This is a genomic window from Pseudomonas sp. GW822-FHT04H02, assembly GCF_058800645.1.
In genome coordinates this window covers 893838-916496 of sequence record NZ_JBXAMM010000003.1, presented here as the reverse complement: position 1 = coordinate 916496, position 22659 = coordinate 893838, and the positions used below count along the sequence as shown (strand labels likewise).

Here is a 22659-nt window from a genome sequence, read left to right as displayed (position 1 = left end):
GTGTCTCTGATCGCTTCTGACCACTTCCGCATCGTTGTCGGCCTCGGCAAGAGCGGCATGTCCCTGGTTCGCTTCCTGGCGAGCCGGGGCGTTGCCTTTGCGGTGGCCGATACGCGGGAAAATCCACCTGAGCTGGCCACGCTGCGGCGTGACTACCCGCAGGTGGAGGTGCGTTGTGGCGAGCTGGACGTGGACTTCCTGTGCCGTGCCGACGAACTCTACGTGAGCCCCGGCCTGGCCCTGGCGACCCCGGCCCTGCAGGCTGCTGCTGCCCGTGGGGTGAAATTGTCCGGTGATATCGAGCTGTTCGCGCGTAACGCAAAGGCACCGATCGTGGCAATCAGTGGTTCCAACGCCAAGAGCACCGTGACCACCCTGGTGGGCGAGATGGCAGCGGCGGCGGGCAAGCGCGTGGCGGTCGGCGGCAACCTCGGGACCCCGGCCCTGGACCTGCTCAGCGATGACGTCGAGCTGTACGTGATGGAACTGTCCAGCTTCCAGCTGGAGACCACCGACCAGTTGGGCGCTGAAGTGGCCACCGTGCTCAACATCAGCGAAGACCACATGGACCGTTACAGCGGCCTGCCGGCCTATCACCTGGCCAAGCACCGGATCTTCCGTGGCGCCCGGCAGGTGGTCTTCAACCGCCAGGACGCTCTGACCCGGCCATTGATCGGTGAAGGCCTGCCATGCTGGACCTTCGGCCTGAGCAAGCCTGATTTCAAGGCCTTCGGCCTGCGCGAAGAGGACGGCGAGAAGTACCTGGCCTTCGAGTTCCAGAACCTGATGCCCGTGCGCGAGCTGAAGATCCGCGGCGCCCATAACCAGTCCAACGCCCTGGCAGCCTTGGCCCTGGGCCATGCAGTGGGCTTGCCGTTCGACGCCATGCTCGCGGCGCTGCGCACTTTCGCCGGCCTCGAGCATCGCTGCCAGTGGGTTCGCGACCTGGATGGCGTGGCGTACTACAACGACTCCAAGGCCACCAACGTGGGCGCCGCCCTGGCGGCCATCGAAGGCCTTGGCGCCGACATCGAAGGCAAGATCGTGCTGATCGCCGGTGGTGACGGCAAGGGCGCCGACTTCAAGGATCTGCGCGGCCCGGTGGCGGCCAACTGCCGCGCGGTGATCCTGATGGGGCGCGACTCCGATCAGATCGGCGAAGCCATCGGTGACGCCGTGCCGCTGATTCGTGTCGGCTCGCTGCAGGAAGCCGTGGAGCAATGCCGCGCCACTGCCCAGCCCGGTGATGTGGTGCTGCTGTCGCCGGCCTGCGCCAGTTTCGACATGTTCAAGAACTACGAAGACCGTGGCCACCAGTTCGTCCGCGTTGTGGAGGAACTGGCATGAACCTGAGAAACATCATCAAGCCCTATCCATCGCCGATCATCACCGGTCGGGGCATCGACCTCGATTTCCCGATGCTCGCCGGTTGCCTGACCCTGCTCGGCCTGGGCCTGGTCATGATTGCCTCGGCCTCCACTGAAGTGGCGGCGGCGCAGTCGGGCAGCGCCCTGTACTACATGATTCGCCACCTGATCTACATCCTGCTGGGCCTGGGGGCCTGCATCGTCACCATGATGATCCCGATCGCCACCTGGCAGCGTCTGGGCTGGTTGATGCTGATCGGTGCCTTTGGCCTGCTGGTGATGGTGATCATTCCGGGGATCGGCCGGGAAGTGAACGGTTCGATGCGCTGGATCGGCTTCAGCTTTTTCAACGTCCAGCCTTCCGAGATCGCCAAGGTGTTCGTGGTGATCTACCTCGCCGGTTACCTGGTGCGGCGCCAGAAAGAAGTGCGCGAGAGCTGGATGGGCTTCTTCAAGCCGTTCATCGTGCTGCTGCCCATGGCTGGCCTGCTGCTGATGGAGCCGGACTTCGGCGCCACTGTCGTAATGATGGGCGCCGCTGCGGCCATGCTGTTCCTGGGAGGGGTCGGGCTGTTCCGGTTTTCCCTGATGGTGGTGCTGGCGGTTGCCGCGGTGGTGCTGCTGATCCAGATGCAACCCTATCGTATGGCACGTCTGACCAACTTCGCCGACCCCTGGGCCGACCAGTTCGGTGCCGGCTACCAGCTGTCCCAGGCGTTGATCGCCTTTGGTCGCGGCGAGTGGCTGGGCGTCGGCCTGGGCAACAGCGTGCAGAAACAGTTCTACCTGCCGGAGGCTCACACAGACTTCGTGTTCTCGGTACTGGCTGAAGAGCTGGGCGCCGTCGGTTCGCTGTGCACGGTGGCGCTGTTCGTCTTTGTCTGTATCCGCGGCATGTACATCGGCCTGTGGGCGGAAAAGGCCAAGCAGTTCTTTGCCGCCTATGTCGCCTACGGACTGTCGTTCCTGTGGATTGGCCAATTCCTGATCAACATCGGGGTGAACGTCGGCCTGTTGCCGACCAAGGGCCTGACCTTGCCTTTCCTCAGTTATGGCGGCAGCTCGCTGGTGATCTGCTGCGCCTGTCTGGGGTTGTTGCTGCGTATCGAATGGGAGAGCAGGACCCACCTGGGCAGTGAAGAGATGGAGTTCAGTGAAAGTGACTTCGCCGAGGAGCCGAGCCATGGGCGCTAATGTCCTGATCATGGCCGGCGGCACCGGAGGCCACGTGTTCCCGGCACTGGCCTGCGCCCGCGAGTTCCAGGCCCGTGGCTACACCGTGCACTGGCTGGGCACCCCGCGCGGCATCGAAAACGATCTGGTGCCTGCGGCCGGGCTGCCGTTGCACCTGATCAACGTCAGCGGTTTGCGGGGCAAGGGCAAGCTGTCCCTGCTCAAGGCGCCGTTTGTGTTGATCAAGGCCGTGCTCCAGGCGCGGCGGGTCATTCGCCAGTTGAAGCCGGTTTGTGTCCTGGGTTTTGGCGGTTATGTGACCGGCCCTGGTGGAGTTGCCGCGAAGTTGTCCGGGGTGCCGGTCATCGTTCACGAACAGAACGCCGTGGCCGGTACCGCCAATCGGCTGCTGGTGCCGTTGGCTGCCCGAGTCTGCGAAGCTTTCCCGGACACCTTCGGTGCCTCGCAAAGCCGGCGCACCACGGGCAACCCGGTACGCACCGAACTGTTCCTCGAAACACCGCGCGAGGCCCTGGCCGGACGCAAGGCGCGTTTGCTGATCCTGGGCGGAAGCCTGGGCGCAGAGCCGTTGAACAAGCTGTTGCCGGAAGCCTTGGCACAGGTCGCCCCCGAGCTGCGCCCGGAGGTGTTCCACCAGGCCGGCAAAAACCACGATGAAGTCACTGCAGAGCGCTATCGCGCCGCCGGCGTCGAGGCGCAGGTGCAGCCCTTTATCAAAGACATGGCCCAAGCCTATGGCTGGGCCGACCTGGTGGTCTGTCGCGCAGGCGCGTTGACCGTCAGCGAACTGGCTGCCGCCGGTCTGCCCTCGATGCTGGTGCCTTTGCCCCACGCGATCGACGACCACCAGACCCGCAATGCCGAATATTTGGCTCGTGAAGGTGCTGCCTTCCTGATGCCGCAAAGAACGACTGGTGCTGCGGACCTTGCCGCTCGCCTGACAGAGGTTTTGATGCAACCAGAACGACTCGACAACATGGCCCAGGCCGCCCGCCGCCTGGCCAAGCCCGGCGCCACCCACGACGTAGTGAATATCTGCCTGGAGGTGGCCCATGGTTGAGAATCAGAAAGCCATGCCGCAGCCGGAAATGCGCCGCATCCGCCGCATCCACTTCGTCGGTATCGGCGGCGTGGGCATGTGCGGGATTGCTGAAGTGCTGCTGAACCTGGGCTACCAGGTGTCCGGTTCCGACCTCAAGGCATCGCCGGTTACCGAGCGCCTGGAGTCCTTTGGCGCACAGATTTTCATCGGCCACCGCGCCGAGAACGCTGCCAATGCCGATGTGCTGGTGGTTTCCAGCGCCGTGAACACCTCCAACCCGGAAGTCGCCACCGCTCTGGAACGGCGTATTCCAGTGGTGCCGCGGGCGGAAATGCTCGCCGAACTGATGCGCTACCGTCACGGCGTGGCCGTGGCCGGCACCCACGGCAAGACCACCACCACCAGCCTGCTGGCCTCGGTATTCGCCGCTGGCGGCCTGGACCCGACGTTCGTCATCGGCGGGCGGCTGAATGCAGCGGGCACCAATGCACAACTGGGCACCAGCCGTTACCTGATTGCCGAAGCCGACGAAAGCGATGCCAGCTTCCTGCACCTGCAACCGCTGGTGGCTGTGGTCACCAACATCGACGCCGACCATATGGCGACCTACGACGGTGACTTCAACAAACTGAAGAAAACCTTTGTCGACTTCCTGCACAACCTGCCGTTCTACGGGCTGGCAGTGATGTGCCTGGACGATCCGGTGGTGCGCGAGATCCTGCCGCAGGTCAAGCGTCCGACCGTGACCTACGGCTTCAGCGAAGAAGCCGACGTGCGCGCCATCAATGTACGCCAGCAAGGCATGCAGACCTTCTTCACCGTACTGCGTCGCGACCGCGAGCCGCTGGACGTGTCGGTGAACATGCCGGGCAACCACAACGTGCTGAACTCCCTGGCGACCATCTGCATCGCCACCGACGAAGGCATCAGCGATGAAGCCATTGTCCAGGGCCTGTCGGGCTTCCAGGGTGTGGGCCGACGCTTCCAGGTCTATGGCGAACTGCCAGTGGAAGGGGGCAACGTGATGCTGGTGGACGACTACGGTCACCACCCGACCGAAGTCGCTGCGGTGATCAAGGCCGTGCGCGGTGGCTGGCCGGAACGCCGCCTGGTGATGGTCTACCAGCCGCACCGTTTCAGCCGTACCCGCGACCTGTACGACGACTTCGTGCAGGTACTGGCCGATGCCAACGTATTGCTGCTGATGGAGGTCTACCCGGCCGGCGAAGAGCCGATCCCGGGCGCCGACAGCCGTCAGTTGTGCCACAGCATCCGTCAGCGTGGCCAACTGGACCCGATCTACATCGAGCGTGGGGTCGACCTGGCACCGCTGGTCAAGCCGTTGTTGCGCGCCGGTGACATCCTGCTGTGTCAGGGTGCCGGTGACATCGGTGGCCTGGCGCCAAAACTGCTCGGCAGCCCGCTGTTCGCCGGTGCTGTAGCCGCTGGCAAGGGGGCGAAATGACCGCTGCCTACGCCAACCTGTTCTCTACCGTGAAACCGAGCGATTTCGGTCGCGTCGCCGTTCTTTACGGTGGCAAGAGCGCCGAGCGCGAAGTGTCGCTCAAGTCCGGCAAGGCCGTGCTTGAAGCGCTGCAGAGCGGCGGTGTGAACGCCTTCGGCATCGACGTCGGCGATGATCTGCTGCAACGTCTCTTGAGCGAGAAGATCGATCGTGCCTTCATCATTCTCCACGGTCGTGGCGGTGAAGACGGCAGCATGCAAGGGCTGCTGGAGTGCCTGGGGATTCCTTACACCGGCAGCGGCATCCTTGCTTCGGCCCTGGCCATGGACAAACTGCGTACCAAGCAGGTTTGGCACAGCCTGGGCATTCCGACGCCGCGCCACGCCGTATTGAGCTCCGAGGCCGATTGTATTTCCGCGGTGGCGGAACTGGGCCTGCCTTTGATCGTCAAACCGGCTCATGAAGGCTCCAGTATCGGTATGGCCAAGGTGACTTCCGCGTCCGAATTGATCGACGCATGGAAGGCGGCCAGTACCTACGATTCGCAAGTGTTGGTCGAGCAATGGATCCAGGGTCCGGAGTTCACCATCGCGACCCTGCGTGACCAGGTGCTGCCACCCATCGCCCTGGGCACTCCCCACACATTTTACGACTACGACGCCAAGTACCTGGCTTCCGATACCCAGTACCGGATCCCGTGCGGGCTCGACAGCTCCAAGGAACAGGAACTCATGGAACTCACGGCGAAAGCCTGTGAGGCGCTCGGTATCGCCGGTTGGGCACGTGCCGACGTGATGCAGGACGCCCAGGGGCAGTTCTGGTTCCTGGAAGTGAATACCGCTCCGGGCATGACCGATCACAGTCTGGTTCCGATGGCGGCCCGCGCGGCCGGCCTGGATTTCCAGCAACTGGTATTGGCCATCCTGGCAGCCAGTCTTGAGGCGAGAGGTTAAGTCCATGCAAGGCGCGTCGCTTCGTCATCAGCAACCCGCACCCGGCCGCAAGCCGGTGCCGCGGGGTGCCAGCCGAATGGTGGCCAAAGAGCCGATGTCGGCGCGCCTGCCGAAAGCCAACTTCGGCTTTCTGAAAAGCCTGTTCTGGCCGGTGCTGCTGGTGGCTCTGGGGTTTGGCACCTATGAAGGGGCCCAGCGCCTGCTGCCGTACGCCGACCGCCCGATCACCAAGATCGCGGTGCAGGGGGACTTGAGCTACATCAGCCAGCAGGCGGTGCAGCAGCGGATCGCGCCTTATGTCGCGGCGAGCTTCTTCACCATCGACCTGGCGAGCATGCGCACCGAGCTGGAGCAGATGCCCTGGATCGCCCACGCCGAGGTACGTCGGGTGTGGCCGGACCAAGTGGTGATTCGCCTGGAAGAACAGCTGCCGGTGGCCCGCTGGGGCGACGAGGCGCTGTTGAACAACCAGGGCCAGGCCTTCACCCCGCGTGAACTGGCGAACTATGAGCACTTGCCGCAGTTGTTCGGGCCGCAGCGGGCCCAGCAGCAAGTGATGCAGCAGTATCAGGTGTTGAGCCAGATGCTGCGGCCGCTGGGCTTTTCGATCGCCCGTCTGGAGCTGCGTGAGCGCGGCAGCTGGTTCCTGACCACCGGCGCCGGCAGTGCCGGCCCGGGTATCGAACTGCTCCTGGGCCGCGATCACCTGGTGGAGAAGATGCGCCGCTTCATTGCCATTTATGAAAAAACGCTGAAAGAACAGATCACGAACATCGCGCGCATCGATCTGCGCTACGCCAACGGCCTGGCCGTCGGCTGGCGCGATCCGGCGGCACCCACGACGGCGCAACCTGCCGTCGCGAAGAATTAAGAAGAGGCAGGACCATGGCAAATGTGCAAAGCGGCAAAATGATCGTCGGCCTGGATATCGGTACCTCCAAGGTTGTGGCGCTGGTGGGCGAAGTCGCGGCCGATGGCTCGCTGGAAATCGTCGGCATCGGCACCCATCCTTCCCGCGGCCTGAAGAAGGGCGTGGTGGTGAACATCGAATCCACCGTGCAGTCGATCCAGCGGGCGGTGGAAGAGGCGCAACTGATGGCGGGCTGCCGTATCCACTCGGCGTTCGTCGGTGTGGCGGGCAATCACATCCGCAGCCTGAACTCCCACGGCATCGTGGCGATTCGCGACCGTGAAGTCAGCTCGGCGGACCTGGAGCGGGTCCTCGACGCTGCCCAGGCCGTGGCGATCCCGGCTGACCAGCGGGTTCTGCACACCCTGCCGCAGGATTACGTGATCGACAACCAGGAAGGCGTGCGTGAACCCCTGGGCATGTCCGGCGTACGCCTGGAAGCCAAGGTGCACGTGGTCACCTGTGCAGTGAATGCCGCGCAGAATATCGAAAAATGCGTGCGCCGCTGCGGCCTGGAAATCGACGACATCATCCTCGAGCAGCTGGCTTCGGCCTACTCGGTGCTTACCGACGACGAGAAAGAGCTGGGCGTGTGCCTGGTGGACATCGGCGGCGGCACCACCGACATGGCGATCTTCACCGAAGGCGCGATCCGCCACACCGCGGTGATTCCGATTGCCGGCGACCAGGTGACCAACGACATCGCCATGGCCCTGCGTACCCCGACCCAGTACGCCGAGGAAATCAAGATCCGTTACGCCTGCGCTCTGGCCAAGCTGGCCGGTGCCGGCGAAACCATCAAGGTGCCAAGCGTTGGCGACCGCCCACCGCGCGAACTCTCGCGCCAGGCCCTGGCCGAGGTGGTCGAACCGCGTTACGACGAACTGTTCACCCTGATCCAGGCCGAACTGCGCCGCAGTGGCTACGAAGACCTGATCCCGGCGGGCATCGTGCTCACTGGCGGCACTTCGAAGATGGAAGGCGCGGTGGAACTGGCCGAGGAAATTTTCCACATGCCGGTTCGCCTGGGCGTGCCCCACAGTGTCAAGGGCCTGTCCGACGTGGTGCGCAACCCGATCTATTCCACCGGTGTCGGCTTGCTGCTGTACGGGCTGCAGAAACAGTCCGACGGCATCTCGTTCTCCGGCATCGGCAGCCGCGACAGCTACAGCAGCGACGAGCCCAAGGCGGCACTGCTCGATCGCATCAAGAGCTGGGTGCAGGGCAACTTCTAAAGATTTACCGCAACACCGTTTCAAAGCAGTAGGCAGTAGGCGAAAAACTAGAGAAATGAAAGGAGAGGGAAAATGTTCGAACTCGTAGACAACATCCCGCAAAGTCCGGTAATCAAGGTTATCGGTGTTGGCGGTGGCGGCGGCAACGCGGTCAATCACATGGTCAAGAGCAACATCGAAGGCGTCGAGTTCATCTGCGCCAACACTGATGCTCAAGCGCTGAAAAACATCGGCGCGCGGACCATCCTGCAACTGGGTACCGGCGTGACCAAGGGCCTGGGTGCGGGTGCCAATCCGGAAGTCGGCCGTCAAGCCGCCCTGGAAGACCGTGAGCGTATCGCTGAAGTACTGGCGGGCACCAACATGGTGTTCATCACCACCGGCATGGGCGGCGGTACCGGTACCGGTGCGGCGCCGATCATTGCTGAAGTGGCCAAGGAAATGGGCATCCTCACCGTTGCGGTGGTGACCCGTCCGTTCCCGTTCGAAGGCCGCAAGCGCATGCAGATCGCCGATGAGGGCATCCGCGCGCTGAGCGAAAGCGTCGACTCGTTGATCACCATCCCCAACGAGAAACTGCTGACCATCCTCGGCAAGGACGCCAGCCTGCTGTCGGCTTTCGCCAAGGCGGACGACGTGTTGGCCGGTGCCGTTCGCGGTATTTCCGACATCATCAAGCGTCCGGGCATGATCAACGTCGACTTCGCCGACGTACGTACCGTGATGAGCGAAATGGGCATGGCGATGATGGGCACTGGCTGCGCCAGCGGTCCGAACCGTGCACGTGAAGCCACTGAAGCGGCGATCCGCAACCCGCTGCTGGAAGACGTGAACCTGGAAGGCGCACGCGGCATCCTGGTGAACATCACCGCCGGTCCTGACTTGTCCCTGGGCGAGTACTCCGACGTGGGTAGCATCATCGAGGCCTTCGCTTCCGAACACGCCATGGTCAAGGTCGGTACCGTTATCGATCCGGACATGCGTGACGAGCTGCATGTAACCGTAGTGGCCACCGGCCTGGGCGCAAAAATCGAGAAGCCTGTGAAGGTCATCGACAACACCGTCCAGACTTCCATGTCCGCCCAGTCGCAAGCGCCAGCCCCTGCTCGCCAGGAACTGCCGTCGGTGAACTACCGTGACCTGGACCGTCCGACCGTCATGCGCAATCAGGCGCAGTCGAACGCGGCGACCGCGGCGAAGCTGAATCCGCAAGATGATCTGGACTACCTGGACATCCCGGCATTCCTGCGTCGTCAGGCCGATTGATGGAATGCATCAGGGGTATTAGGGTGATTGGTGTTCAGCAAAGGCATGGTCTGCTATTATCGCCAGCCTTTGTTGATACCAGTTCGCAATTTGCGCTGAAGCGGCCCAAGCCATGATTAAACAACGCACCCTGAAGAATATTATCCGTGCCACAGGTGTAGGCCTGCATTCCGGGGAGAAGGTATACCTGACCCTCAAGCCTGCGCCTGTCGACACCGGCATTGTGTTTTGTCGTGCCGACCTGGACCCTGTGGTGCAGATTCCTGCTCGCGCGGAAAATGTTGGCGAAACCACGATGTCGACCACTCTGGTCAACGGTGACGTCAAAGTGGACACGGTGGAGCACTTGCTCTCGGCCATGGCTGGCCTGGGCATCGATAACGCCTACGTCGAGCTCTCCGCGTCTGAAGTCCCGATCATGGATGGCAGTGCCGGACCCTTCGTATTCCTGATTCAATCTGCTGGCCTCGAAGAACAGGACGCAGCTAAAAAGTTCATCCGCATCCTTCGTGAAGTGACCGTGGAAGACGGCGACAAGCGCGCCACTTTCGTGCCTTTCGATGGTTTTAAAGTGAGCTTCGAGATCGATTTCGATCACCCGGTTTTCCGTGACCGCACCCAGAGTGCAAGCGTGGACTTCTCCAGTACTTCGTTTGTAAAAGAAGTCAGCCGCGCCCGTACCTTTGGTTTCATGAGTGATATCGAGTACCTGCGCAAGCACAACCTCGCACTCGGCGGCAGCGTGGAAAACGCAATTGTGGTCGATTCGGATGGCGTACTGAATGAAGACGGTCTTCGCTACGAAGACGAATTCGTCAAGCACAAGATCCTGGATGCAATTGGCGACCTCTACCTGCTGGGCAACAGCCTGATAGGTGAGTTCAAAGGCTTCAAGTCGGGCCATGCACTGAACAACCAGCTACTGCGCAAGTTGATTGAGCAGAAAGATGCCTGGGAAGTCGTGACCTTCGAAGATGCCAGCACTGCACCGATCTCTTACATGCGTCCGGTTGCGGCCGTGTAAGTCACTCTCTCTTTCCTTTTGTTTTTGAAGGCCATCCCCCCGGATGGCCTTTTTTTATGCCTGCGGTTTCAAGCGCCGCGCTTGGAGCCGCCCTGGGACATGTTGGAAACAACCCGGTTGCGCCCGCTGTACTTGGCCTGATACAGCGCCTTGTCGGCGTCGCTCACCCATTGTTCAAGACCGATATCGGCGTTACCCGACCAGGTGTTGATGCCAATGCTCACGGTCAGCGGCGCGGCGTGTTCGCTGATGGCCGGCAAGGCGGCGATGCTGGTGCGGATCTTCTCGGCGAGTACGGCGGCGCCGGCACTGTCGGTTCCTGGCAGGATGACCGCAAACTCCTCGCCGCCATAGCGCGCCGCCAGGTCCGAGGGGCGCCCGACGCAGGCGCCAATGCTCTGTGCCACCGCACGCAAGGCCTGGTCCCCCAGCGGATGGCCGAAGCGGTCGTTGAAGGATTTGAAGTGATCGACATCGACCATCAATAGCGACAACGGCAGGTTGGCGCGCCGGGCCCGCGACCATTCGTTGCCCAGCACCTGGTCCAGGGTACGGCGATTGGCCAGGCCGGTGAGGGCATCGACGGCTGCCAGGCGCGCCAGTTCCTGCTCGGCGCTCTGCCGGCGCCGCAGTTCGCGGCACAACTGCCAGGTCAGCCAGAACAGGGCGATGCAGAGGGCGCCAGTGGCACCGCTGATCAGCACCGCGGTGCGTTGCCAGGCTCCGAAGACCTCGTCGATGGACAGCGCGACAATCACGATCAGGGGCAGATCGCCGACCTGGGAAAAGGTGTACAGCCGCTGCTTCTGATCAACGCTGGAGACGCTGCTGAAGCTGCCGTTGCCTTCACGCAGAATGCGGACGAAGTTGGGGCGGCTGCTGAAGTTCTTGCCTATCAGGTCGTCTGCCAGCGGCGGTTGCTGGGCCAGCAGAACGCCGTCGCGGCTCACCAGGTTGATCGTACCGTTGCGACCGATATCCAGATTTCTGAACAGCTCGTTGAAGTAGCTCAGGCGCATGGCCGCTTCGGCCACCCCGATGAACTGGCCATGCTCGTCGCTGAGCCGGCGGCTGAAGCTGATCCGCCAGTCGTGATCGGCGGTGCGCGCGCGGAACGGCGGGCTGATCATCATCCTCGGGTCCGGATTGTCGATGTGCGATCGAAAGTACTCGCGATCGGCGTAGTTGCCCGTGCGCGGCACGACCGAGGCCGAGTCGGCCAGCACGTCGCCGTGCCTGTCCAGCAGCAGGATGTCGCCCTTGTAGGGCGCTGCGGTGGCCCGGTCGAACAGCGCCAGGTGACGTATGGACGCCGAAACATCCTTCAGATCGTCACGTTGCGCGGCACTGATCAGTCCCTTGAGAGACAGGTCGTAGAGCTCGACGTTGCGCAATACATCGGCGTCGATCAGTTGCACGATGTTGTTGGCGGCACGTGTGGCAGCCTGTTCGGCAGCGGCGTGTTCGCGGATCAACAGGTAGGTGACGATGCCGAGAATGGCAACAACGATCAGCGAGCTGGAAAGGATCAGCAGGCGCTCGGTATTTGACGCGATCTTCCCTGTGCGGGGTGTCGCACTACTCACGTTCATGATTTTGATTTCTGCTGCGTCGACAGTTTTGAGTCTAGTGTGGACGTGGGCTACAGAAATCGGTCACGCCTGCGCGCTTGTATAAATCTCCGATAAAAAAAAGACCAGCAAAACATGCTGGTCTTTTTGTTTGGGTGGCTTAGAAGACGTTGATCGGGTAGTCGACGATCACCCGGTATTCGTCGGTGTCGTTGTCCAGCGCGCCGTAGCCGTTGCCGCCACGGTTGGTGGCCCACTGCAGGCGTACGGCGAGGTCCTTGGCGCTGCCGCCCTGCACCACGTACTTGAGGTCCAGGTCGCGCTCCCAGTGCTTGGCGTTCTTGCCGTCGGCGCTGTACCAGCTGGCATAGCCGCGGCTGGCCGGATCGACCTTGGTCAGGTCCAGCTCGCCGCGCGAGTAGGAGAGCGCCGAAGTCAGGCCCGGCAGGCCGAGACCGGCAAAGTCATAGGCGTACTTGAGCTTCCACGAACGCTCGTTGGGGCCGTTGAAGTCCGAATACTGCTGGGAGTTGTCCAGGTAGATGCTGTCGCCCTGGGCGATGTAGTCGAACGGTGTGTTGCCGTTGACCCGCTGATAGGCCGCGGTGACGCTGTGGTTACCCACGCCGACGGTGAAGTGCAGGCTGTAGGTGTTGTTGTCGATGTTGCCCAGCAGCGCCTGGCCGGTGTCCTGAGTGTGATAGAAGTGCAGGCCCGGGTTGAGGCTGACCAGTTCGTTGACCGCGTAGGTGTAGTCCAGGTCGTAGTAGTACTGGTTCCAGATGTCCTTGAGTTCGGACGCGTAGAGGCTGCTGGTCAGCCCTGGCACGCCGCTCCAGGCCACGCCGGCCCAGTTCAGGTGCAGGCTCTCGTCGCCCTCGCGCAGGCTGCCGTAGGAAGTACCGATGCGTTTGTGTCCACTCTGGTTGTACGGCTTGGTGAAGCTGGCCTGGCCGCCCTCGATCAACCAGCCGTCGAAGCTGTGGTTGGTCAGGCTCACGCCGCGGAAGGTCTGGGGCAGCATGCGGCTCATGCCGCCGGCGATCACCGGGTTGTTGAGGAACAGGTCGCCAGCCTTGAGCTCGGTATCGAAGGCCCGCATTTTCAAGGTGGCGCCGGCGGTGGAGAACGAGCCGGGCGCCTTGTGCCGGCCATCGTCGCTGATAGGCAGGATGCTTGACTTGGTGGTGCCGCCACCACCGTCCAGCTTGAGGCCGAGCATGGCGTTGGCATCAAGGCCGAAACCCACGGTGCCCTGGGTGTAGCCCGACTCGAAGACGCCGAGAAAACCCTGGCCCCATTCGATGTTGTCTTTGTTCTGCTGCAGGCGGTTGCGGTTCATGTAGTAGTTGCGGGCGTTGAGCTTGAGGCTCGAACCCTCGACAAAACCCTCGGTCTTGGTTTCTTCGGCGGCTTGCCCGAGTGTCGGGATCGTTGCGGCGATTGCAATGAACAGGGGGCTGATCTTCAGTGAGGTCTTGAACAACGTTTAGCTCCTTTGGTGAACGACAATGGCTTCTTATTGTGAATTCGGGTGTTTCTTGTTCTGGGTATGACGAGTGTGCCGAGGGTTTCTATACGGCAAAAAAAAGCCGCTGAACTCAGCGGCTTTAAGACAACTTACTCCCGGGTTGAAAGCAGAGAAGTTGTCGAGGGAAACAAGTCGGAAGCTAGGATCAACTGTCTTTCTGAGTGTCGCTCTTGCTTTGCTCGGCAGTGATCTTCTGGGCTTGCTGAGTGTTTTGCTGCTGGGCTGCCTGGGCGATCTGGGCTTGTTCGAAAGCGGCGGCGCGTGCGGCATTTCTTGCCACGAATCCCTGGGATTCTTCGGCCATGGCCATTGGTGCCACGAACAGGGAAGACAAAACGAACGCGCTGGCGATACCCATACTGTTGGACATTTCTGAAGACCTTCTTGCAGAGCAAGTTCAATTCGGTGCGACAAAAATATAACCACGTGGCTGTTGGAAAAAGAGCCGAACAGGATAAGGACTGTTACAAAAAAAACAATAGTAGGAGCTGGCTTGCCAGCGAACGCGCCCTATCGCCTTGCGCCGGATGTGTTGACGCCTTCGCCGGCAAGCCGGCTCCTACAGAATCCGAGAATCCGAGAATCCGAGAATCCCGAGTCAGAGAGGCAGGTACAGGCCGAAGGTATTGATGCCCCGGTCACTGCGCACGAACACATCACCGCCATGCATCAGGGCGATGGCCTTGACGATGGCCAGCCCCAGGCCGTGATTGGCACCGCTGTTGCTGCGCGAGGCATCCACCCGGTAGAAGCGCTCGAACAGCCGTGGCAGGTGTTCACTGGCAATGTCCTGCCCCGGGTTGCTGACGGCGATCGCCACCTGGTGTTCCTGGATCTCGATCCGCACCTGGATCACTTCCCCGGCTGCGGTGTGCTGCACCGCGTTGCTCAGCAGGTTGATCAGGGCCCGGCGCAGGTGGGCAACCTCGATCCGCACCTGGGCATCGCCCTGGACCTCGACCCTGACCTGGGCGTCTTCGAGGATGAAGTCCAGGTAGTCCAGGGTCGTTGCCACTTCCGCCGCCAGGGAACTGGTGGTGAGCTTGGTGGCCTTGCTGCCCTGGTCGGCACTGGCCAGGAACAGCATGTCGTTGATGATCGAACGCAGCCGCTCCAGCTCTTCGAGGTTCGATTGCAGTACCTCGAAGTAATGCTCCGCCGAGCGCCCCCGGGTCAGGGCGACCTGGGTCTGGCCGATCAGGTTGGTCAGGGGCGAGCGCAGTTCGTGGGCCACATCGGCGTTGAACGACTCCAGGCGCGAGTAGGCGTGTTCGACCCGTTCCAACGTGGAGTTGAAGGAATTGACGAACTGCTTCAGTTCCGGCGGCAGTGGCGACAATTGCAGGCGCCCGGACAGTCGTGGCGGTGCCAGGCGCTGGGCTTCCTGGGAGAGCTTGATCAGCGGCTTGAGGCCGATCCGCGCCACCCAGTAGCCCAGGGCCGAGGCCAGCAGCACGCCGACAATGGCCAGGCCGATCAGGGCCATCAGCAACTGATGCTGGGTCTGGTGGAAGGTGTCGGTGTCGATGGCGATCAGAAAGCGCAGGGCCGGGCGCTGTTCCTTGGCCGGCAACTGGCTGACCAGGACTTTCAGCGGATAGGGGTGATCGTTCAGGTTCAGGTCACGCATGCCCAGGGGGCCTTGGGCGAATTCGCGGATCTGCGCGTCGGGGCTGCCGTATTCATAGCCGGGGTCGCCGCTGATGGCCCAGAAGCGGATGCGCTTGTCTTCCTCGCTCAGCAGCTTGAGCTTGGCGTTGATCTTGGCCCAGTGCTCGGGGTTGCCGTAGCGGGTCAGGGCCGACTCCAGCACGCTGTAGCGCGCATCCAGTTCGGCTTCCGGGAGCAGCCCCAGGCCCTTGTCCACCTGCTGGTAGAGGGCCCCGCCAATCAGCAGGAAGATCAGCAGCGCCACCAGAGTGAACAGCCCGCTCAGGCGCAGGGCGATGGAGTTACTCGGCACCGCGGCTCTCCAGCACATAGCCCATGCCACGGATGGTGTGCAGCAGTTTCTGTTCGAAGGGGCCGTCGAGTTTGGCCCGCAGGCGCTTGATCGCCACTTCGACGACATTCGCGTCGCTGTCGAAATTGATGTCCCAGACCATTTCAGCGATGGCGGTCTTGGACAGGATCTCGCCCTGGCGCCGGGCCAGTACGCTGAGCAGGGAAAACTCCTTGGCGGTCAGGTCCAGGCGGCTGCCGGCACGGCTGGCCTTGCGGCTGATCAGGTCGATCCACAGGTCGGCGATGCTGATCTGCACCGGCTCATGCCCACCGCTGCGACGGGTCAGGGCCTGCAGGCGGGCCACCAGTTCAAGGAAGGAGAAGGGCTTGCCCAGGTAGTCGTCGGCGCCATCGCGCAGGCCCTTGATGCGGTCTTCCACGCGTTCGCGGGCGGTGAGCATGATCACCGGGGTCTGCTTGCGCGCACGCAGTGCTCGCAATACGCCAAAGCCATCCAGGCCGGGCAGCATCACATCCAGCACTATCACGGCATAGTCGCCCTCCAGAGCCATGTGCAGGCCTTCGACGCCGTCCCGGGCCAGGTCGACGGTGTAGCCTTGCTCGGTCAACCCGCGGTGCAGGTAATCGGCCGTTTTTTCTTCGTCTTCGATAATCAGAACGCGCATGACCCGCCTCAGGTAGTGGTGGCCGGCAACAGGGCCGGCTGGGGCCGGTGGAACAGCCGCTCAAGCCACAAGTATATGACCGGCGTGGTGAACAGCGTCAGGGCCTGGCTGACCAGCAGGCCGCCCACCACGGCAATCCCCAGGGGCTGGCGCAGTTCGGCGCCAGCGCCGTAGCCGAGCATCAGCGGCAGGGCACCGAGCAGGGCGGCCAGGGTGGTCATGATGATCGGCCGGAAGCGGGTGATGCAGGCCTGGTAGATCGCCTCCTCGGGAGGCAGGCCGCCGTGGCGCTGGGCTTCCAGGGCAAAGTCGATCATCAGGATGCCGTTCTTCTTGACGATGCCGATCAGCAGCACCAGGCCGATCAGCGCCATGATGGAAAAGTCCTGGCCGCACAGCCAGAGCATCAGCAAGGCGCCCAGCCCGGCCGAGGGCAGGGTGGAAATGATGGTCAAGGGATGCACGAAGCTTTCGTACAGCACCCCGAGAATGATGTACACCGCCACCAGCGCCGCCAGGATCAGGTACGGCTGGCTGGCCAGCGAGCTCTGGAAGGCCTGGGCCGCGCCCTGGAAATTGCCGCTGATGGCCGTTGGCATGCCGATCTCGCTCTTGGCCTGGTTGAGCAGGATGACCGCATCGCCCAGGGCCACGCCGGGGGCCAGGTTGAAGGACAGGTTGGCCGCCGGGAACATGCCGTCGTGGGCAATCGACAGCGGGCCGATGGTGGGCGCATCGAAGCGCGCCAGGGCAGAGAGCGGGACCATTTCTCCGGTCAGCGGCGAGCGCAGGTAGAAGTAGTTGAGGCTCTCGGCCTTGCCCCGTTGCTGGGTGTCGAGTTCAAGGATCACGTTGTACTGGTTGATCTCGGTCTGGAACTCGTTGATCTGGCGCTGGCCGAAGGCGTCGTACAGTGCCTCGTCGACATCGCTGGCGGTCAGGCCGAAACGCGCGGCAGCCGTGCGATCGATATGGATGTGGGTGATGCTGCCGCCCAGTTGCAGGTCGTTGGAGATGTCGCGGAAGGCCGGGTTGCTGCGCAGCTTTTCCGTCAGGCGCTGGGTCCAGGTGCTCAGGGTCGGGCCGTCGTTGCTTTTCAGTACGTACTGGTACTGGGCGCGGCTGGGACCAGAGCTGAGGTTGATGTCCTGGCCGGCCCGCAGGTACAGGACAATGCCGGGCACCTTCATCAGTTGCGGGCGGATGCGGTCGATGAAGGCACTGGCAGACACGTCCCGGTCGCCACGGTTCTTGAGGGAAATCCAGAAGCGGCCGTTGGCGATGGTCTGGTTGCTGCCCGAGACCCCCACGGAGTGGGAGAAGGCCTGCACTGCCGGGTCGGCGGCGACGATCTCGGCCAGCGCCTGGTGCTTTTTCACCATGTCCGGGTAGGAAATGTCCGCCGCAGCCTCGGTAGTACCGAGCACGAAGCCGGTGTCCTGCACGGGGAAGAAGCCCTTGGGGATCAGGATATAGCCGGCAATGGCCATGCTCAGGGTCAGGCCGAAGATCCCCAGCATCAGTTTCTGGTGGGCCAGAGCCTTGCGCAGGCCGCGCTCGTAGACCGCCAGCAGGCGCTCGCCGAAGCCCGGCTTGGCATGGGCCGGGTGCACCGGCGCGCGCATGAACAGGGCCGCCAGGGTGGGGGCCAGGGTCAGCGAGACCACCACCGAAATCATGATGGTGGAAGTGGCGGTCAGGGCGAACTCCTTGAACAGCCGGCCCACCACGCCGCCCATGAACAGCAGGGGAATGAACGCCGCCACCAGGGAGAAGCTGATGGAGACCACGGTGAAGCCGATCTCGCCGGCGCCCTTGATTGCCGCCTCGCGCATGCCGTCGCCGGCTTCCAGGTGGCGGTGGATGTTCTCCACCACGACGATGGCGTCATCCACCACAAAGCCCACGGCCACGACAATGGCCACCAGGGTCAGGTTGTTCAGGCTGAAGCCCAGCACGTACATCAAGGCGAAACTGGCGGTCAGGGATACGCCCAGCACCGCGGAGACGATCAGGGTCGCGGACCACTGGCGCAGGAACAGCGCCATCACTGCCACCACCAGCAGCACGGCGATCAGCAGGGTGATCTCCACTTCGTGCAATGAGGCGCGGATGGTCTGGGTCCGGTCCACCAGCACCTTGACCTGCACCGAGGCCGGGAGCATGGCCTCCAGGCCTGGCAGGGCAGCCTGGATGCGGTCCACGGTCTCGACGATATTGGCGCCGGGCTGGCGCGAGATCACCAGGTTGACCCCCGGTTGGTCGCCGGACCAGGCCTGGACGTAGGCATCTTCCGAACCGTTGACTACCCGCGCCACATCCTGCAGGTGCACGGGGGCACCGTCCTTGTAGGAAACGATCAACTGGCCGTATTCCTCGGGGTGGAACAACTGGTCGTTGGTGGACAGGGTGGAGATGCTCGACTCGCCGTACAGTGCACCCTTGGCCAGGTTGAGGCTGGTCTGCTGGATCGCCAGGCGGATGTCGGCCAGGGTCAGGCCGATGGCCGCCAGTTTGTCCGCCGAAGCCTGGACCCGGATCGCCGGGCGCTGCTGGCCGGTGATGTTGATCTGGCCGACCCCGTCGATCTGGCTGATCTGTCGGGCCAGCAGGGTTTCCGCGTAGTCACTGAGCTCGGTGCCGGGCATCTGCGTCGAACTGATGCTGAGGATCAGCACCGGGCTGTCCGCCGGGTTGACCTTCTTCCAGGTGGGCAGGGTGGGCATGTCCTTGGGCAACTTGCCAGCGGCGGTGTTGATCGCCGCCTGCACTTCCTGGGCGGCGGTGTCGATGCTTTTGTTCAAGGTGAATTGCAGGGTCAGCAAGGACGAGCCCAGGGCGCTGCTGGAGGTCATCTGGGTCATGCCGGGAATGGCGCTGAATTGCACCTCCAGGGGCGTGGCCACGGAAGAGGCCATGGTGTCCGGGCTGGCACCGGGCAGGGCGGCGGACACCTGGATGGTCGGGAACTCGGCCTCTGGCAGCGGAGCCACCGGCAGGCGCGGGAAGGCAATGGCGCCCAACAGTACCAGGGCGAAGGTCAGCAGGACGGTGGCAACCGGATGGTCGACGCACCAGGCGGACACCGAGCCATGGCCCTTCATGGCTGGGGCTCCGTCGCCTGTACCACCTGGGGTGGATCGCTCAGTACCTGGACCTGGGAGCCGGGCTTGAGCCGCGACTGGCCGTCACTGACCAGCACATCGCCAGCCTGGACCCCGGAGATGATGTTCAACCCGCTGTCCTGATACACCACCTGCACCGGCACGACTTCCACCTGCTGGCCCTTGACCCGGTACACGAAGTGCTGGTCCAGGCCGCGCTGGACCACTGTCGGCGGTACGGTGAGGGCGTTCTGGTCCAGGGCGGTCTGGATTTTCACCGTCACCAGTTGCCCGGGCCACAGCTGCTGCTGGGCGTTGCTGAACTCCGCCTTGGCGCGGATGGTGCCGGTCCCGGCGTTGATCTGATTGTCGATCAGGGTCAGGTGGCCGTTGCCCAGCAGGGCCCCGGCGCTGTTGCTGTCAGCGCCGAGGAAGGCCTTGACCGCCGCCGGGTCCTGGGCGCGGATCAGTTGCTGCAGGGTTGGCAGCATTTGCTGGGGCAGGGAAAACTCCACGGCAATCGGGTCGATCTGGGTTACCGAGAACAGGCCCTGGGTATCGCTCATGCGCAGGAAGTTGCCTTCATCAACGGTACGAATCCCCACCCGGCCGCTGACGGGAGAGCGGATCTGAGTGTAGGAAAGCTGTACTTGAGCGGCATCAATGGCAGCCTGGTTACCCTGGGCCGTGGCGTTGAGCTGATTGACCAGGGCCACTTGCTGGTCATAGGTCTGCTTCGAGATGCCGTCATCCACCGACAGCAGCTTGTAGCGCTTGAGGTTGATCTGGGCCACCTGCAACTGGGCCTGGTTCTGCGCCAGCTGGGCCCGGGCCTGATCGAGGTTGGCGCGTATCGAACGATCATCGATGGTCGCCAGCAGGTCGCCGGTCTTGACCAGTTGCCCCTCCTTGACCAGCAGCCGGGTCAGGATGCCATCCACCTGTGGGCGAATCACCACGCTGTGCAGCGACAGCACCGTGCCGATGCCGCTGGTGTAACGCGGTACATCCTGCTGGTGCACGCTGACCACCCGTACCGGAATGGCCGTGGGCGCGGCCAGCCTGGCGGTGGCGGGCTTGTTCAGGAACCACGCGAGGCCGGCGATGAGCACCACGAGTACCGCTGCGGTCACGACTGTTTTCTTGGCAATGGGCATGGGGAGAGAGCGCCGGGCAATGATGTCGGAAGGATGGCCATGATCTGGGCACAGTTATAGCCCGACAACCCGGTCAGCACCGTGACGGCCAGCTGTCAGCGCTGTCAGAAAACTCCCGGTGGGCCCCGATCAAAGATGGCTGGCGCACAGGTATACTGGCGCCCACTGCGGCCTGCACCCCGGCGCGGATTTCCTTTCTCTCCTGGAGTTTCCATGACTTCCCCTGCACAACCCGCTGCGGATGACGCCCTGAACGTCGACCCGGCCGCTGAAGCAACCGCTACCGACACCCCGAGCACAGCGGCGATCCCGGCGTTCAAGTTTCCCTTCAAGCCTTCCGAGTTTGCTCCTGCCAAGAATGCCCAGCAGCCCTGGTACAAAAATGGTGCCAGCAACGGACACACCAAGACCCCCGGCGCAGCGCCTCCCGGCACTCGTCGCTCCATGGGCAAACGCTGATATCGCCGACATTCGCAGAAAAAATCCCGATTTGCGCTTTTTTAATCGCAATGATGGCTAATTGCTTTAAACCTGAGCTGGATCAGTATTTGTGGCATCAGTGCGCTTAGAGTCAGCAGCCCTGCCGACTCCACCCAACACATACGAGCGCGCTATCCATGAAGATCAACCTTCCGGTTACTGGGCGAAACGTGGACTTTGCCCCTGATGCGAATATCCTTTCGACCACTGATCTGACTAGCGCGATCACCTACGCCAACCCTGATTTCATCAAGATCAGTGGCTACAGCCGTGAGGAGTTGCTGGGCTCGCCGCATAACCTGTTGCGCCACCCGGACATGCCCTCCGCGGCCTTCGCCCACATGTGGCGCACCCTCAAGCGCGGCCGTTCGTGGATGGGCATGGTGAAGAACCGTTGCAAGAACGGCGATCACTATTGGGTCAGTGCTTATGTCACGCCCGTGACCCGCGATGGCCAGGCGGTGGAATACCAGTCGGTGCGCACCAAACCCAGCGTCCGTCAGATCGAGGCGGCGGAGCGGGCCTATGCCCAGCTCAACGGTGCCGGCCCCTCGTGGTGGAGCCTGTTGCCGGTGATCAGCCTGCGGTTGCGTCTCTGGGCCTCCATCAGCGCCGGCTTCATCGGCAGCTACGGCGTTTCAGTGTGGCTGCTGCCCGAATCCTGGATGGTCCAGGGGGCCGTGATGGCCATGGGGTGGTGCCTGAGCCTGACGGCGGTCGGCGTGCAAGCGCGGCCACTGGATCGATTGGCCGAGCGCGCCCGGCAGATCGGTGACAACCCCTTGAGCCAGGGCATCTACACCGGCCGTACCGACGAGTTTGGGCGCATCGAGTTCGCCCTGCAGATGCTCGAAGCCCAGGTGGGCGCGGTAGTGGGGCGCATCGGCGATGCGTCCCAGCGCCTGGAGGGGCATGCCGCGGAACTGGTGGAGCATCTGCACAGCAGCCACAACAGCACCCTGGAACAGCAGGCGGAAACCGATCAGGTGGCGGCGGCCATTCACCAGATGGCGGCCAGCGTCGCCGAGGTCGCCACCCATGCCCAGCAGGCCTCGGTGGCGGCAGACCAGGCGGAAAGCGAAACCCGTGAGGGCCACCTGCTGGTGGGCGAAAGCCGCAGTGCGGTGCTGCGCCTGGCCAGCGAGCTGGAGCGGGCCACCGAGGTCATCCATCAACTGGAAAGCCATAGCACCGACATTTCCGGGGTGCTGGAGGTGATCCGCAGCATCGCCGAGCAGACCAACCTGCTGGCCCTGAATGCGGCAATCGAGGCGGCGCGGGCCGGGGAGCAGGGCCGGGGTTTTGCCGTGGTCGCCGATGAAGTGCGCGGGCTGGCCCAGCGTACCCAGGATTCCACCAACGAGATCCAGCGCATGATCAGCACCCTGCAAATGGGCGCGCGCAATGCGGTGGAGGCCATGCAGCACAGCAGCCAGCACCTGGAGAGCAGTGTCGACCAGGCCAAGCGCGCGGCGGTGGCCCTGGACGGCATCAGCCAGCGGGTCAACCAGATTACCGAGATGAGCTTGCAGATTGCCGCAGCGGTGGAAGAGCAGAGCGCAGTCAGCGAGGACATCAACCGCAACATCATCGGCATTCGCAATGCCTGTGAGGCGACCGTCAGTGCCGGCCAGCTCAGCCACGTCAACTCAGGCGACGTGGCCGGGCTGGCGGGGGACTTGCGGCAACTGGCCCTGGAGTTCTGGCACAAGCGCGGCTAGGGCTGTTCG

General features: G+C 63.0%; 17 protein-coding genes and 2 pseudogenes. 12 read left to right on the top strand and 7 right to left on the bottom strand.

What is annotated here, in order from left to right; all coding sequences use genetic code 11:
- The 9 genes from murD (at position 1) to lpxC (ending at position 10456) form a co-directional block, all read left to right on the top strand.
- The gene (gene murD, locus AC1RMG_RS16645) at positions 1–1347 is read left to right on the top strand and encodes a UDP-N-acetylmuramoyl-L-alanine--D-glutamate ligase (RefSeq protein WP_019093698.1); all 1347 of its coding nucleotides are present in this window, start codon (positions 1–3) and stop codon (positions 1345–1347) included.
- Entirely contained in the window at positions 1344–2561 is a 1218-nt protein-coding gene (gene ftsW / locus AC1RMG_RS16640) for a putative lipid II flippase FtsW (RefSeq protein WP_011063311.1), read from the top strand. Before murD ends, ftsW begins: the two co-directional genes overlap by 4 nt.
- The gene (murG, locus tag AC1RMG_RS16635) at positions 2551–3621 is read left to right on the top strand and encodes an undecaprenyldiphospho-muramoylpentapeptide beta-N-acetylglucosaminyltransferase (protein WP_011063310.1); all 1071 of its coding nucleotides are present in this window, start codon (positions 2551–2553) and stop codon (positions 3619–3621) included. Before ftsW ends, murG begins: the two co-directional genes overlap by 11 nt.
- Complete coding sequence (gene murC / locus AC1RMG_RS16630) at positions 3614–5068, top strand: UDP-N-acetylmuramate--L-alanine ligase (protein ID WP_011063309.1); 1455 nt, start codon at positions 3614–3616, stop codon at positions 5066–5068. Before murG ends, murC begins: the two co-directional genes overlap by 8 nt.
- The gene (locus AC1RMG_RS16625) at positions 5065–6021 is read left to right on the top strand and encodes a D-alanine--D-alanine ligase (protein WP_011063308.1); all 957 of its coding nucleotides are present in this window, start codon (positions 5065–5067) and stop codon (positions 6019–6021) included. The genes murC and AC1RMG_RS16625 overlap by 4 nt, the downstream gene beginning before the upstream one ends.
- A 4-nt stretch (positions 6022–6025) precedes the next feature.
- Complete coding sequence (locus AC1RMG_RS16620) at positions 6026–6892, top strand: cell division protein FtsQ/DivIB (protein ID WP_015636926.1); 867 nt, start codon at positions 6026–6028, stop codon at positions 6890–6892.
- A 14-nt stretch (positions 6893–6906) separates the two neighbouring features.
- Entirely contained in the window at positions 6907–8166 is a 1260-nt protein-coding gene (gene ftsA / locus AC1RMG_RS16615) for a cell division protein FtsA (protein ID WP_011063306.1), read from the top strand.
- Positions 8167–8238: 72 nt separating this feature from the next.
- Positions 8239–9432 carry a cell division protein FtsZ gene (gene ftsZ, locus AC1RMG_RS16610; RefSeq protein WP_011063305.1) on the top strand — a complete coding sequence of 398 codons (1194 nt, stop codon included), beginning with the start codon at positions 8239–8241 and terminating at the stop codon, positions 9430–9432.
- Between the two features lie 112 nt (positions 9433–9544).
- A complete protein-coding gene (gene lpxC, locus AC1RMG_RS16605; protein ID WP_011063304.1) occupies positions 9545–10456 on the top strand; it encodes a UDP-3-O-acyl-N-acetylglucosamine deacetylase in 912 nt (303 codons plus the stop codon).
- Positions 10457–10524: 68 nt separating this feature from the next.
- On the opposite strand, the gene AC1RMG_RS16600 is transcribed toward lpxC, so the two are convergent.
- The 7 genes from AC1RMG_RS16600 to AC1RMG_RS16570 form a co-directional block, all read right to left on the bottom strand.
- Positions 10525–12048 (bottom strand): sensor domain-containing diguanylate cyclase, encoded by a 1524-nt coding sequence (locus AC1RMG_RS16600; protein WP_011063303.1) that lies wholly within the window; start codon positions 12046–12048, stop codon positions 10525–10527.
- Between the two features lie 139 nt (positions 12049–12187).
- Positions 12188–13513, bottom strand: coding sequence for an OprD family porin (locus AC1RMG_RS16595; protein WP_015636924.1), 1326 nt, complete (start codon positions 13511–13513; stop codon positions 12188–12190).
- A 190-nt stretch (positions 13514–13703) separates the two neighbouring features.
- Positions 13704–13928 (bottom strand): hypothetical protein, encoded by a 225-nt coding sequence (locus AC1RMG_RS16590; RefSeq protein ID WP_011063301.1) that lies wholly within the window; start codon positions 13926–13928, stop codon positions 13704–13706.
- A 228-nt stretch (positions 13929–14156) separates the two neighbouring features.
- Positions 14157–15521, bottom strand: a complete 1365-nt coding sequence (locus AC1RMG_RS16585) for a heavy metal sensor histidine kinase (protein ID WP_410036530.1) — start codon at positions 15519–15521, stop codon at positions 14157–14159.
- Entirely contained in the window at positions 15511–16188 is a 678-nt protein-coding gene (locus AC1RMG_RS16580) for a heavy metal response regulator transcription factor (RefSeq protein ID WP_011063299.1), read from the bottom strand. The genes AC1RMG_RS16585 and AC1RMG_RS16580 overlap by 11 nt, the downstream gene beginning before the upstream one ends.
- A gap of 8 nt (positions 16189–16196) precedes the next feature.
- The gene (locus AC1RMG_RS16575) at positions 16197–19292 is read right to left on the bottom strand and encodes a multidrug efflux RND transporter permease subunit (RefSeq protein ID WP_072450917.1); all 3096 of its coding nucleotides are present in this window, start codon (positions 19290–19292) and stop codon (positions 16197–16199) included.
- Positions 19289–20449 (bottom strand): efflux RND transporter periplasmic adaptor subunit, encoded by a 1161-nt coding sequence (locus AC1RMG_RS16570; protein WP_410036531.1) that lies wholly within the window; start codon positions 20447–20449, stop codon positions 19289–19291. The genes AC1RMG_RS16575 and AC1RMG_RS16570 overlap by 4 nt, the downstream gene beginning before the upstream one ends.
- A 213-nt stretch (positions 20450–20662) precedes the next feature.
- Here AC1RMG_RS16570 and AC1RMG_RS16565 point away from each other — a divergent pair, with 213 nt between their 5' ends.
- The 3 genes and pseudogenes from AC1RMG_RS16565 to AC1RMG_RS16555 form a co-directional block, all read left to right on the top strand.
- Positions 20663–20908 (top strand): hypothetical protein, encoded by a 246-nt coding sequence (locus AC1RMG_RS16565; protein ID WP_123472943.1) that lies wholly within the window; start codon positions 20663–20665, stop codon positions 20906–20908.
- 158 nt (positions 20909–21066) lie between these two features.
- Positions 21067–21348, top strand: a pseudogene (locus AC1RMG_RS16560) (PAS domain-containing protein); the annotation flags it as partial.
- A gap of 312 nt (positions 21349–21660) precedes the next feature.
- Positions 21661–22650, top strand: a pseudogene (locus tag AC1RMG_RS16555) (methyl-accepting chemotaxis protein); the annotation flags it as partial.
- Positions 22651–22659 lie beyond the last annotated feature (9 nt).